The organism is Pseudoalteromonas sp. DL2-H2.2 (assembly GCF_021532535.1).
Taxonomy (GTDB): Bacteria; Pseudomonadota; Gammaproteobacteria; order Enterobacterales; family Alteromonadaceae; genus Pseudoalteromonas; species Pseudoalteromonas rubra_A.
Map to the genome: position 1 here is coordinate 75,494 of NZ_JAKGBD010000017.1, position 13,055 is coordinate 88,548.

The 13,055-nt window shown below is 49.8% G+C and carries 11 protein-coding genes and 1 rRNA gene; 10 read left to right on the plus strand and 2 right to left on the minus strand.

The window, feature by feature from the left end:
• Positions 1–21 precede the first annotated feature (21 nt).
• From L1285_RS21025 to L1285_RS21070, 10 genes are all read left to right on the plus strand, one after another.
• Positions 22–444 carry an HI1506-related protein gene (locus L1285_RS21025; RefSeq protein WP_235414198.1) on the plus strand — a complete coding sequence of 141 codons (423 nt, stop codon included), beginning with the start codon at positions 22–24 and terminating at the stop codon, positions 442–444.
• A 5-nt stretch (positions 445–449) separates the two neighbouring features.
• A complete protein-coding gene (locus tag L1285_RS21030; protein WP_235414199.1) occupies positions 450–875 on the plus strand; it encodes a gp436 family protein in 426 nt (141 codons plus the stop codon).
• Positions 875–1,291 carry a phage tail terminator protein gene (locus L1285_RS21035; RefSeq protein ID WP_235414200.1) on the plus strand — a complete coding sequence of 139 codons (417 nt, stop codon included), beginning with the start codon at positions 875–877 and terminating at the stop codon, positions 1,289–1,291. Before L1285_RS21030 ends, L1285_RS21035 begins: the two co-directional genes overlap by 1 nt.
• On the plus strand, positions 1,291–2,043 hold the full coding sequence (locus L1285_RS21040) for a hypothetical protein (protein WP_235414201.1): 753 nt from the start codon (positions 1,291–1,293) through the stop codon (positions 2,041–2,043). The genes L1285_RS21035 and L1285_RS21040 overlap by 1 nt, the downstream gene beginning before the upstream one ends.
• A 72-nt stretch (positions 2,044–2,115) precedes the next feature.
• The gene (locus L1285_RS21045) at positions 2,116–5,757 is read left to right on the plus strand and encodes a tape measure protein (RefSeq protein ID WP_235414202.1); all 3,642 of its coding nucleotides are present in this window, start codon (positions 2,116–2,118) and stop codon (positions 5,755–5,757) included.
• On the plus strand, positions 5,754–6,116 hold the full coding sequence (locus tag L1285_RS21050) for a hypothetical protein (RefSeq protein WP_235414203.1): 363 nt from the start codon (positions 5,754–5,756) through the stop codon (positions 6,114–6,116). Before L1285_RS21045 ends, L1285_RS21050 begins: the two co-directional genes overlap by 4 nt.
• Positions 6,117–6,118: 2 nt before the next feature.
• On the plus strand, positions 6,119–8,188 hold the full coding sequence (locus tag L1285_RS21055) for a hypothetical protein (RefSeq protein ID WP_235414204.1): 2,070 nt from the start codon (positions 6,119–6,121) through the stop codon (positions 8,186–8,188).
• Between the two features lies 1 nt (position 8,189).
• Complete coding sequence (locus L1285_RS21060; RefSeq protein WP_235414205.1) at positions 8,190–9,173, plus strand: hypothetical protein; 984 nt, start codon at positions 8,190–8,192, stop codon at positions 9,171–9,173.
• Positions 9,173–9,478 (plus strand): hypothetical protein, encoded by a 306-nt coding sequence (locus tag L1285_RS21065; protein ID WP_235414206.1) that lies wholly within the window; start codon positions 9,173–9,175, stop codon positions 9,476–9,478. The genes L1285_RS21060 and L1285_RS21065 overlap by 1 nt, the downstream gene beginning before the upstream one ends.
• Entirely contained in the window at positions 9,475–11,181 is a 1,707-nt protein-coding gene (locus L1285_RS21070; RefSeq protein ID WP_235414207.1) for a hypothetical protein, read from the plus strand. The genes L1285_RS21065 and L1285_RS21070 overlap by 4 nt, the downstream gene beginning before the upstream one ends.
• A 483-nt stretch (positions 11,182–11,664) precedes the next feature.
• On the opposite strand, the gene L1285_RS21080 is transcribed toward L1285_RS21070, so the two are convergent.
• Complete coding sequence (locus L1285_RS21080) at positions 11,665–11,922, minus strand: helix-turn-helix domain-containing protein (protein ID WP_442960529.1); 258 nt, start codon at positions 11,920–11,922, stop codon at positions 11,665–11,667.
• A gap of 879 nt (positions 11,923–12,801) precedes the next feature.
• Positions 12,802–12,916: ribosomal RNA gene (rrf, locus tag L1285_RS21085) — 5S ribosomal RNA — on the minus strand.
• Between the last annotated feature and the right edge of the window lie 139 nt (positions 12,917–13,055).

Here is a 13,055-nt window from a genome sequence, read left to right on the forward strand (position 1 = left end):
CTCAACAGGATGGAAAATGAAATGGCTAATCAACCTATTCAGCTTGTGTGTATCGTCTCTCAGCAACCGGACGGCTATCGCCGCGCTGGCATTACCCTCACGCGTGGAGAGAACAAACACCAGGTCACTGAGTCACAGCTTGAAGCTCTTAAAGCAGACTCACGCCTCTCAGTGCAAATTATGCCGCCGGATGAAGGTGCAAATGCGACACCACACCTGGAGCCAGGAGGTGTGGGCAGCACTATAAAACTGGACCTGAGCAACGCCCCAGACGAACTGGCGCACATCATCGCAGCTATTCACGAACTGAAGCCGTCCAAAAAGCCTACTGTGGATGATTTGGCGTTTGAGGTGGATGGCGTTGACGGTGAGCAAAAGCCGACTGCTCAGCAACGTGATGATGCCTGGTCCTGGTATCAAAAACATGTTGTAGACGCGGAGTAATACGCATGTACGCAACCACCGACGATATGAAAACCCGGTTTAACGACCAGGATTTGATTTTGCTCACGGAGCGCGAGAACAGCGCACCAGGTGAAGTTGATCTCACAGTCCTAATGCAATCACTTGCTGACGCCAGCGCCGAAATGAACGCCTATCTTGCTGGCCGATATCAGTTGCCGCTGAGCACTGTACCGCAAGCGCTCACACGCATTTGCTGTGACATTGCACGGTACTTTTTAAGTGGTGATGGCGCACCGGAGCACATTCAGCAGCGTTACCAGGATGCCATCAAGTTCTTGCAGTCCGTTAACCAGGGCAAGGTGTCTTTGGGTATCGACCAGACTGGCAACAAAGCCGAAACCAACGACACCGCACATATTGAGTCGGCGGGTAGCGTATTCGCGCGCAACAAGTCAACGGGGTTCATCTGATGTTTGAGATCAGTGATGACTACCTGGCTGCGGGCCCATTGCTGGACAAAGCCCTGAGCGCTGTAACGGGTATTAGGCATGTGCAGCATGTGAATGACCTGGCAGAGATAGACAAACCCGCACACACACCGTGTCTGTTCTACCTCTACTTCGGCGACCAGCTGGCGGAAACGGCCCATGCTGGTGCGAATGTTCAGCTAAAGCAAACCTGGTTAGTCATCCTGGCCGAACGCAAAGGCAGTAAATCTGCTGGCCAGAACCTGGCGGCAACCATTCGCGCGGTGGCAGGCAAAATGACCGGCCCGGCGGGTCCCTGGCAACGCGTAAACACCCCAATCAAACCGAGATACACAAGTGGCTTTGGGTTCTATCCCTTAGCTTTTACCTGTCAAATGAGAATGAGAGGAAACCGATAATGAGTGACGGTTATCTAATTGCTGGCAATGTATTTGTTCAGCGTTTAAGTGCCAATGGCCAGCCTGACGGCGACGTCATTGGCCCAATCAACACCACCAAACTGGCCATTAAAGCCGAAGCAGAATCAAAGGTGCGTACATCTAACAAAAAGGCCGACTATGGTCAGGCTCTGGATGACGTTCGGATTGCTAAGCCCACAAGTATCAGCTGGGCATTTGACGACCAACCGGCGGAACTGGTTGCACTGGCCCTGATGGGGGAAGTTGCGACTATCAATGATGCCAGTGGTCAATTGACTGATGAACCAGTCACATTGCCCGCTGATCATAAATGGGTGGAGATTGGGCAAAAGAACTTTGCAGATGCCGGACTGGATGTGAAGCAAGGCGCAACGTCCCTGACTCTGGGCACGGATTATGAACTCAACTTTGCACTTGGGCTTATCAGAGCAATACCAGGTGGCGCTGTTGATTCCGGTGGCGCAATCACTTTTACCGGCCAATACAATGCACGCAGTGGTAAACGCATCAAAGGCGGACTGAAATCCCAGTCTCGATTACGCCTATTTGGTGAAGGCACCAACCTGGCCAACGGTAAACAAGTGGAGTTTGAAATCCACGACGTTTCAATGTCACCCACCTCAGAACTAGACCTGGCCAGCACCGAATTTATCGGCGCTGAACTGGAAGGCACCGCCAAGGTTAAGGCCGGAAAAGATGCGCCGTTTGTGGTAGACGAGATCAGCGCTTAGAACTGAGTTTCCTGACCGGGGCTTCGGCCCCTTTTCACTATTTAAAAAACCTTTTAAGACTGAGTAAATGGCATGGCAAATAAAACACTACAGTTAGCGCTCAGAGTTGTTGCTGAAGCAACCGGCAAGCAGAATATTGAGCAGCTCGTAACTGAGTTGCGACATATTGAGCAAACGGCTGAAAGTGCTGCCCCGGCCACTGAACAGTTAGCCAGCCAGTTTGATAACGCCACCACCTCAGCCACAAAGACCAGTGCTACAGCCGGTGATTTGGCCAACGAGTTGGATAAACTCGGTGACCAACAAGACGCGATCCGCAGTTTTGAGCGCTCCAGAACCGAACTGGACCAACAGGCCATTGCAACCGCAGCGGCCACCCAAGCACTGGAAGAGTTTCGGCGTGAAACTAAAAGTGCCAACCAACCAACCGACGAGCTAAGCCGTAAGGTTGAGCAGGCAGAAAAATCGCTGGCTGAGATGCGTGACGAGCTGACCAGGCAAACAACAAAACATGCGGCGCTACAGCAGGAACTGCGACGCTCTGGCATAGATGTTAATAACCTCAAGGTGTCCAAGCGCGAGCTGGGTGCCCAGTTTAATAAAGCCGGTAAGTCGGTAGACCAATTCACTCAGGACTTACGCCAGGGCAATGCAGCCCAACAGGCACACGCCGCAAGCCTGAGTAATATAGCTGGCAAAGTGGCAGCACTGGCTACCGCATATTTCGGCCTAGACCAGGTTGGCCAGGCCGTTCGTTCAGTCTTCGAAACTGGCGACAAATTCGAAAAGCTCGGCGTTCAGATGAACGGGCTCATGGGCAGCATTGCCGGTGGTGAAAAAGCCACTCAGTGGATTGCGCAGTTTACTAAAAACACCCCATTGCAACTGGGTGAAGTTAGCCAGGCGTTTGTGAAACTAAAAGCGTTTGGCCTCGACCCAATGGATGGCACGCTTCAGGCCATCACCGACAGTGCATTAAAACTGGGTGGCGGCTATCAGGAAGTCGAAGGCATTAGTCTTGCCCTGGGCCAAGCCTGGGCCAAACAAAAGCTACAAGGTGAAGAGATCCTTCAGCTGGTCGAACGCGGTGTGCCGGTCTGGGATATGCTGCAAAACGTCACCGGCAAAAATGTGGAAGAACTCCAGAAGCTGGCCAGCGCAGGAAAGCTGGGCCGTGACGTTATTAAACAGCTCATCGATGAAATGGGCCGTACCAGCGCCGGAAGTGCCGCCGCACAAATGGCCCTGTTCAGTGGCCAGGTGTCCAACGCCAAAGACAACCTTGAGCAATTCTATAATCTGGTTGCCCAATCAGGCGCTATGGACTGGCTCAAGACGCAAATTAGCGAACTGAACACCCAGTTTGCCGAGATGGCCGCTGATGGCCGGTTGCAGGAATGGGCGCAGTCAGCCAGTGACGCCATCGTCAACGCAGGCACGGTCATCAAAAACACCATCACAACACTGTATGAATTCCGCGAAGAGATAGGCTTTGTGGCCAAAGCCTGGCTGGCATTAAAGATAGGCTCATATTTCAGCAACGTAGTGTCGGGCGCTGTTGCCGCCACCCGCGCATTTTTCACATATAAAACAGCCATTACATCTGCGACCGTTGCCACCCAGGCCGCGACGGTGGCAACCACTAAATGGAGAAATGCACTCGGCTTTATTGTTCGTGGCGGTCTTTATACAGCACTCATAAATGAGCTGGTTAATGTGGGTGTTGAGTACAACAACCTCCTGACCATTGAGACCCAGGTAGAAAAAAGCCGCCGGGCCGCTCAGCTGACAGCCGCAGAGCTGGCTGCCGAGTTCCAGTCCATCAGTGAGAAAACGGGTGTACTGGTTACGAATATGGAAGAGCTTGAAGCGGCCCTGGATAACGGAACCATTGCCTGGAATGAGCAGCTGGGTATTTATGAAGGTGTGGCCAAAAAACAACAAGAACTGGCCGAAGCAGCAAAACAGGCAGCAGAAGCAGAACGCCAGCGCGCTGAGTTTTTACAGCTAACCGTGCCTGAAGCACTCAAGGTGATTGAGACGCTGGAGTCTCAGAGTCAAAGCCTCAACGGCGTGCGTGATGGTGTGGATGGGTTTATCCAGTCACTCGAATCTGCCCGTACTGCACTACAGGGCGCGGGAGACGAATACTCACAACAAATTTTACTCATCGACGAACTAAAGGGCAGATTTGAAGCGCATAATGAGAGCCTGGAGCGTCAAGCCTACCTAGCCGGGGATGTAGAACAAGCATATAAAAAGCTTGGTCTTGAAAGCAGTACCGCCCTGAAGAAAGCGGCCACAGAGCTGCAAGGCGCATTCGAACTCCTTCAGCAAAACAATGAGCCGATTGCAATGCAGCAGGCTGCTTTTTTAAAATGGGCAGATGCAGCCCTGAAGGCGGCATCTGCCACTGACCAGACAGTGCCAGCCATTGTAGACGCTGCAGCTGCTGCACTGGGTTTAACCACAGAACTAGACAAACTCATTGCAAAGGCTAACGAGTTAAAGCCGGTTGTTGATACCAACAGTGAAGCCGTTGACCGTTATCAGCGAGAACTGAAGAAAACGGAAGCGGCAATCACTGCAAATCAGCGGGTATTAGCCAGCAGCACTGCAACCGCAAAACAAAAAGCTGAGGCGCAAACCGCACTGGTTGCACAACAGCAGCGATTGACTGAGCAAACGCGTGACCTCAACCAGGTGCAACAGTATGAGCAAGCAACATTAGGCCAGCTGCAACAAGAGCATGCGAAGCTAACTGACCAACTGACGGCCCTGAACAACCGTTACCAAAGCAGTGCGATTGCAGGTAGTGAATACAATCAACAAAAAGAGCGCCTTGAAGCCTTGCTTAGGGTTGTCAATGAATTGCTGGGCGACTTCAAAGGGGCACAAGATTCAGCCACCGCCGCAACTGAAAAAGGAACGCAATCAACCGTAGCCGCAACCCAGGCAAATCAGCAGCACGTTGATAGCCTGCGCGCCCAACAAAGCGCGCTAACAGACGTCGGCAAAAGTGCCAGCATGGCCTCTGGCGAGCTGGAGAGCTACTGGAAAGTCAGCGCCAGGTCGTCCGCTGGGTCATCCAACTCAGGCAGCTATCGAGACGACCGGCCCACCGTTGACACCATTGTTGACTACAACGAAAAAAATCCAGGCGCGTACAATTTTACGAGCCTAGAAGTTCAGGCTGAGAAAGCCCGCCGGGACAGCGCACAGCTCAGGGACCAACAATATGCCCGATTTGAGCGCGACATTAAAAGAGCTAAATCACGCAATCAGCTCAATGCAATTTATAACAAAATATTTAACCAGCTAAATCACCTGGAACAAGAACAGCGAATAGCCCTGGGCGAATTGATTAAGCAGCAAAAAGCCGCATTAAAGAAAGCTCCGGCCCAAAGCTCGGCAACGCCGCAAGCGCCCCAGCAAGATGCTGCGCCAGCATCAGTTACGACCCCACCATCAATACGCTACAGCCGGATTTACCAATCTCCAGAGAGCTTCCGCCAGACTAACCAACCCCAATCATCTGGCAGTGGCGATTTAGCTGCGGCCGTTAAAAACCTGGTGCAGCTGCTAACCAACCAGCACAGCGGCAAAACCATCAAACTCGACCTGTCTCTACCAGGTGGCAACCAGGCAGAAATCAGTGCCAATGTCACCGAACAAGTCCTGAATGAATTAGAGACATTGAGCCTAGTACAATGATTGAAATTAACGGAACACAATTAGACCAGTTCGTCTGGACAGACGAATATAACTATCAGGCTGTTGCTGAGCAGTCGGAACGCGCGCTAAATGGCGCTCCCCATGTTGAAAAAACAGCCATCCCCGTTGGCCGCCCCATTACGCTCCAAAGCCAACTGGAAAGCGCCACTATATATAAGGCGTTATTTGCGCATGCCACGAGCACACTCAGTGATTTTACCATCACCATACGCGGCACGGTTTACCAGGTAATGTGGGACCACAGCCAGCAACCAGTCACCGGCACCCCAGTTGCCATGTACTCCGATGCCGAGCCAGAGCATTTTCAAGATGTAACCCTTAAACTTAAAACGGTGTAAAGATGCTAAGAAGTGACTTAAAAATCTTCCTGCCACAGCGTTTGGGTAACAGCCCTGACGCCGGTGGACACAGGACTAATATCGCTCTTGAATCCGGTAAACTAAATCAGGTGTTTAGTGCCATCAGCAATGTTGACAGAGCCCGCAGCGCGTTTGAATTGGTCAAACTCTACCCCGCGGTTGCAACCAGTGATGCCAGCAGGTTACAAGATTCGCACGTTTTTATTAGTGACCAGCCCGACGATCCAAATGTGACAACACTACTGGTGCAGTCAGGGTCACTGATAGACACCAGTGTGTTAGGCGATATGGAAAATTTGTTACCCAGTGCAAAGTTTCACGGCATGACTGTTTTGACGGCTAACACAGCTTCTGACGGCCTGGTATTGCTAGTTGATAGGGTCAGCGCAAATTTGGCCCCGACAATCAACAGCAGGGTCCCCCGTCAGAATGTGTCACCTCCTCATGAATCAACCGCATACAGAACTCAACAGCTTGAGAGCTTTGGGAGGTTATATCACATAGACATAAATATTCCTGACCTTCTGACAGACAGGCCGATATTTTACGGCAACTATCGTAAGTACAACTACCAGGCGAAAGTGTATGAAACGATCACTATATTTCAGAACGCAATGGAGTTGAACGGCACAAACATTACAACGAGATTAACAACGCCTGTCTACGAAGGTGAGAAATTCAATCTGCACTATCTGTCAAAAAACGACTTTCGATATCACGATTTTGCCATATCTGGCGCCATCGCGTTGGCCAATGGTGAATCTGTACTGCCGGGTACAGTGAACATTAAACACCCCGAACTAGACAAGGTGCTCACTGATGATGGTAACGGACAGTTTATTTACTCCGGGTACCTGATGGCCAAAATTGACTACTTGACCGGTGAAATCACCGAGTTTCAGCCCGTGCGCTATACAGGCTTCGTTAGTCAGCACATCGGCGCAGTTATCCAGACCCGTCCATTTACGATTAGGCATAAAGCGTTTTCGCTGGAGCAAAACATAATTCCGGAAACCTTTTACGTACGCTGCGAGACAGCCGGGGGGATACAGCTAAGTGGCTCATCTGATGCCCAGGGCGTAATTACCGGCACCAACATTTCGGGCACATTGACAGAAGGTGCTGTTGAACTGACTTTTGACGTGGATGTATTGCCAGAGTCTATCAGTTGTGACTACGAGTTATTGATACAGGAACCCGTACCGACTCCGCCTGGCGAGATTAATCGTGTAGCGTTGCCTGGCAATGGCATTGTGCCCATTTTCCATAAAGACGGACTGGTCTGCGTCCAGCATCGAGAGCGCACAATACACCAGGCACTGTCTGCAGGTGATACCATTACTGTTACACCTGATGCTGATTGGGTCGATATTGTCGATGGCCAGGGCGCAAGCTTGTATTCACCAACAGACAATAACTATGTTTATGATGATGCTACTGGCCAGGTGACAGTCAAAAGTGGGGTCAGCCAATTTACTGCCCCCTTTATTCTTACCGTAATTCAGAGTGACCTGGTGCAGGTTACGGCTATTGAGCCAAAGTTGCTGCGTATCTCGACTCCGCTGAAGCGCACATTTCCGGCAGGCTCGACGGTTTCAAGCGTGTACATGCTGGAAGATTTGCAGGCTAGAAGCACCAACGAACGCACGTTGTCGGCCTGGCAAAATAATTTTGCCGACATTGGCGCGCCTGCAACCAATGTGATCAACACAACTCAGTACCCGATCCAGTTGTCAAACATCGGCTGCATTACTCAGCGGTGGGCAGTGGTGTTTACCAGCACCACCGAATATAACGTGCTCGGGGAGTTTGTAGGCGCTATTTTTAGCGGCACCATCAGTGAGGATTGCGCACCAATCAACCCATTTGCAAATGAACCTTACTTCATTATTACGAGCGCAGCACTGGGCAGCGGGCTAAACCCTGGCGAGGCGTTTTTATTTAGCACATGGTCAGCAGCTCGCCCGATTATGGCCACACGTTCAGTCTCGCCTGGCCACTCACAAATTCAACAAGACAGCTCGACTATTGCATTCAGAGGAGTGTATTAATATGCCAACACCCGTAACCGTATATAGATGGGATGACCCCGGCGCACCGCAAATTACCACAGGTGCAGCAAAGGAATGGTTTGCTATTCTCAAGCAATGCCTTGTTGAGGGGTATGGCGACAAACAACCCCTGGGTTGGACGGTGGTAAATGAGGTTAATGACCCGCCCCATTTATGCCTGCAAAATAACACAGATCAGGGAGCCAGCGGTGGCTATGTAATGCTCGATGCTGCAAACAACAACGGTAGTGGTAATGTAATCATAGTTTCTGCTCTGGATTACAGTGATGAGTCTACACACTCAAGGCTAGGCCGCGCCAACGTATTCAGCGCATTTAGAAGTTCAGGCACTTATCAATGTAAAAACTGGCTCGTGATTGCCACACATTACGGATTTTACCTTTTTGCAAGCACCGACCACCTCGCAGCCAGCAATTACCTCAACAGAAAATACATTGTATTTTTTTACTGTGGTGATTACATCCCAGTAATACAAAATGACCCATGCCGGTTTGTTGCATTAACGGGTAGCCAGGGCAGCCCTACTGGCTCCAGAAGTTACAATGAAACTCTGATCAGAACAATACAATACTCAGACCCTGACTATGCAAGCTATGCCGTTGAAAATATTTATGCGTTCGATTCAACCGCAAGTAGCGCAGGGCAACCACTCTATATGATGTCGATGTTTGGCAAGAACACGCGGGGTTCAAGTAACCTATTCGATACCGAGCCAGATATCACATTACTCAGCCCTTTTTACCTATTCGCTGGCGGTTGGGAGAAAAGCGACGCAGACAATAACGCCACTCTATCTCCGCATGTTCGAGGTCAGGTTCCAGGTTTGTGGGTATCACCCCAAACCGGGTTCGGCAATAAGTCGATGCCTTTTATTAAATCATTGTCAGGGATAAATTATCTCTCAATACCGTGTACGGAAAACACGGCGGGCATCGTGGCCTGGTTAAACTTGGAGGAATGGTGATGCATATTGTAAAGGCTTCGCACTTGGTTCCTGTGGCACCTGTTCCAATTGGCAGGCTTGAAATCAACCACGACCCATACGCATCAAAAATTATGGTTTTAAATCGAAAATCAGGGGAGCTGGTTTTTGCGACCAAACCATCTGGTGCGAATACAACGCACTTGCTGCCGCTCACATACACGACCAGCGCTCAACTGCTAGTGCTGATGCTGGACAATACTCAGGTGTACAATGCGGCCGCATTAGACCATGTTCAGGCCGAAATAGTTGACCTGTACACATTGAGTGCTCAATCAAATACATGATCACAATATCGTTCTCAGCGCGTTATGAGATACTAAACTCTCCTGTAAACGCTTCGTTCAATACGCCCAGTAATCTGGGCGGTATGCTGCGCTTTACTCAGCCCTACGAGATCAATCGTGCACCTGTCACAGTTACATTTGATGGTGGCACTGAGCCGCCTGATACCCGCAAGCTGATTGGTATTTATGTGGCGTCATCATGGGCGGGGTTTAAATCGGTATCGCTCCGAGAGTCATTTAACTGGAGCCGCCGCAACCAAGTCCGCATATCTGTGAGCCTGACCACAAGCAAAATGCAGCCTGTTGCTGTATACAAAGCCATCACCAACACACAAAAGCAGTCTCTTGTAAATCGAGCCGGACTAATCTGGTCCACAAGTAAGCGCGTGACAGAGCACTATCCTATGCCATGGTTTGCTCAAAGTATTCGCAGCCATACGAGCGTCGGCTGGGTATCGTCTGCTAAAACGACGTCAACACGCATTTTTATCGCCTATGCGCCTCGAAAGCCTGAGTATGTTTGCGTATGGAAAAACCATCCTAAACCAGGCTTAACTTTCCTGAATTTTGAATCTGGTTTTAGTCCAGCAATAGCTTTGTCCTTTAGCGAACCTGAGAAAGTATGTTACTGGGGATTGCCCGGCGGCCTGGTGCGTTCTGATGACGATCTACCGACACTGGACCGAAAACTCCCCATTGAACCCCAGATAAGACGAGCCTATATCATGCAACCCACAATCACCTGTAAACGTCTATCCGACAATACCGATATTTTAATAACCTCATTTAGCCATGCTTTTGAAAGAGGCCAATTTGCTGCAACGGGCTCAATCCGTTTCTGTAGCCGCATTGATATGGAACGAGCCATGGGTCAGGAACTATTGGTTAACGTAAACGGCTATGAATACGTGGTGATATGTGAGCAGCCAAGCACCAGCAACAAGTTCAACTCGGCCAGCTACAGCGCCTCTATTCGCGGGCGATTCGCTCAGTTATCAGCACCATACGCACGAGAAACGAATTACACCAATCCAACACCTCGGACGTTAGCGGGGATCATGTCTGATGCTCTGACAAACACTGGCTGGACACTAGATAATCAGATGATTGATTACCCCATACCAAAAGGCGCATATAGCTACAGAGGGTTAACGCCAGCCAGTGCGCTGCTGCGCATAGCGCAAAGTGTCGGTGGTATTTTGGATTTTGATGATGTAAGCAAAACGGTATCTGTCATACCGGAGTGGCCAGTAGCGCCTTGGGACACACACAACGCTGTGTGTGATGTGATCCTAAATGATTCCCTAATATTAGAGCACAACACTCGGCAAACAGTGAGCCCTGAGCATACAGCTGTATTTGTTAGGGGTGAGCAACAAGGGGTGGCCTGTAAGATTAAGCGCGCGGGAACATTGGGCGATCAATATGCGTATGATGTGGTTGACTCTCTGATAACTGACAACCAGGCGGCGCGCCAGCGCGGGACTTGCGAATTGGCCAGAAGCGGCAGCAAAAAAGTATCAGAGATACGCACCAAACTGACAGCAGCATTACCACCCATCAGGCCGGGTATGTTGATCGGTATTCGATATTCCGACTCTCTATATAAAGCGACCTGTGACAGTGCCAGCATAAGCGCCTCAATCAATGCACAAGGTGCGATTACCGTAAACCAAAGCATCAGGGTAGTAGCAAATGTCTAATCTCTTAAACCGCCTAGGCGCAGTCCTAGGCGGAACACGCCGCAGTATTGTAAAGGTTGTCTTGGTAAACACAGATGGCACGACGTTGGTACAGCACAGTGATGGTTCACAAAGCACAGTCCTAGGCGATAGCGTCGTGAGTGGAAGTGTGTACATCGAGAATAATCGCATCACAGGCCCAGCGCCGGACCTGCCTTATAGCGAGATTGAGGTGTGATAATTTGAAAAGCTGTTTAATTATTTTAAAAATGGATTTTTCGCAGTTTTCGCGCAATTGGCGCTAAGTTTTCGCGCGCGGCATCAGGTACTTGTACAATTTTAATGCGCCGGTTTAAAGGTTGTAAGCGATAACCTGCATTAATAAGTGCAAAGTACAATGACAGCGAGCAACGCGAGTACATTTACTTTGCGCAAGGGTGAATTGCGACCGAAGCACCGCTTCGCAGCGCGATGAACGCGAGGCATGGACGCCGATAACACGCGTTACGCGCCGGGAGCACCCCACAGGGATGATGGCTTCAGCTGTGCATCATCCAGTTTGCAAGGGCGGCCCGAGCGAGGCAGTTCTTCCAGGCCTTCTAATCCATAGTCGAGATAGTCTTTCACCCATTTGTTCACGCTTGTACGACTGACCTTCAAGTATTCAGCAATCTGATAGCGAGATTTACCTTCAAAGAAATGAGCCAGCGCGAGCATGCGCACTTTCTTTCTGGGATCCTTAGTCTGTTTGGAGAGCTTAATTTAATCAGAGGACTGCAAAATCAATATCGTATCGATGGATATTTAATTTTGACATTAGATCACATGTGCAAAGTACAATGACAGTGAGCGACGCGAGTACATTTACTTTCCGCAAGGGCGATGAGAAACCGAAGCAACGCTTCGCAGTTCGAAGAGGTGAGCGCAAGGATGCGCGATGGGACCAAGCTTCATGGATGAATGAAGTGCAAAGTACAATGGCAGCGAGCAACGCGAGTACATTTACTTTGCGCAAGGTGAAATGAGCTGGTTTAGCTGTTGCTGAGGGACTTAAACGCAAAAAGCCTAACTCGTTTGATTCGAGCTTTTATTGTTTGGATCCTAGTATTGATTGTCGGATTTCAGTGCAACTCATACTAACGGTGTGGCCTGTTAGAAGATCCCGCATCAAGTGCGGGATGACGGAAGTGTGGGCTGTAAGAGTCGAAATATAAGCGACTTGTCCAAACGGTTAAGCTGGCTATCCTGGAGAAATATCATCGTCGTCAACTAAAAAACTGTGATTCATCCAAACGCAAAAAAGCCCGACTCTTTCGAATCGGGCTTTGATGTACAAGGAGGTACGAATGTCGATGATATTCATGGATGAATGTCTTTCGTCGACCTTTAATTAGGAGCTTGGCAATGTCCTACTTTCACATGGGTGAATTGCGACCGAAGCACCGCTTCGCAGCGCAATGAACGCGAGGCATGGACGCCGAGCCGGGAGCCCTCCACAGGGAGTGTGTCCAAAGACTGCTAGATACCAGCTTCATGGATGAATAGGCGATGCTCTTCTATCTCCAGCATCATCGGCACAGTTTTAAATCGCGAATAGCAAAAAACCCGCTGCATTGCTGCAACGGGTTTCTTTTATTAGGAGCTTGGCAATGTCCTACTTTCACATGGGAAACCCCACACTATCATCGGCGCTATTTCGTTTCACTACTGAGTTCGGCATGGAGTCAGGTGGTTCCAAAACGCTATGGTTACCAAGCATAAACTGTTGTGCAAGACGTTTATCAACATCTCACTAAAATCTGGAAAAGCGTATTAAATTCTTTCGTCTACTTTATTTCTTAACTTCTAACAAACAAAACCACTTTGGCGTTGTATGGTTAAGCCTCACGGGTAAT

Bases quoted from the DNA above. Each gene is read 5' to 3' on its own strand.
- L1285_RS21050 (WP_235414203.1), top strand. From the start codon at position 5,754: ATGATTGAAATTAACGGAACACAATTAGACCAGTTCGTCTGGACAGAC.
- L1285_RS21025 (WP_235414198.1), top strand. From the start codon at position 22: ATGGCTAATCAACCTATTCAGCTTGTGTGTATCGTCTCTCAGCAACCG.
- L1285_RS21055 (WP_235414204.1), top strand. From the start codon at position 6,119: ATGCTAAGAAGTGACTTAAAAATCTTCCTGCCACAGCGTTTGGGTAAC.
- L1285_RS21030 (WP_235414199.1), top strand. From the start codon at position 450: ATGTACGCAACCACCGACGATATGAAAACCCGGTTTAACGACCAGGAT.
- L1285_RS21060 (WP_235414205.1), top strand. From the start codon at position 8,190: ATGCCAACACCCGTAACCGTATATAGATGGGATGACCCCGGCGCACCG.
- L1285_RS21070 (WP_235414207.1), top strand. From the start codon at position 9,475: ATGATCACAATATCGTTCTCAGCGCGTTATGAGATACTAAACTCTCCT.
- L1285_RS21065 (WP_235414206.1), top strand. From the start codon at position 9,173: ATGCATATTGTAAAGGCTTCGCACTTGGTTCCTGTGGCACCTGTTCCA.
- L1285_RS21035 (WP_235414200.1), top strand. From the start codon at position 875: ATGTTTGAGATCAGTGATGACTACCTGGCTGCGGGCCCATTGCTGGAC.
- L1285_RS21040 (WP_235414201.1), top strand. From the start codon at position 1,291: ATGAGTGACGGTTATCTAATTGCTGGCAATGTATTTGTTCAGCGTTTA.
- L1285_RS21045 (WP_235414202.1), top strand. From the start codon at position 2,116: ATGGCAAATAAAACACTACAGTTAGCGCTCAGAGTTGTTGCTGAAGCA.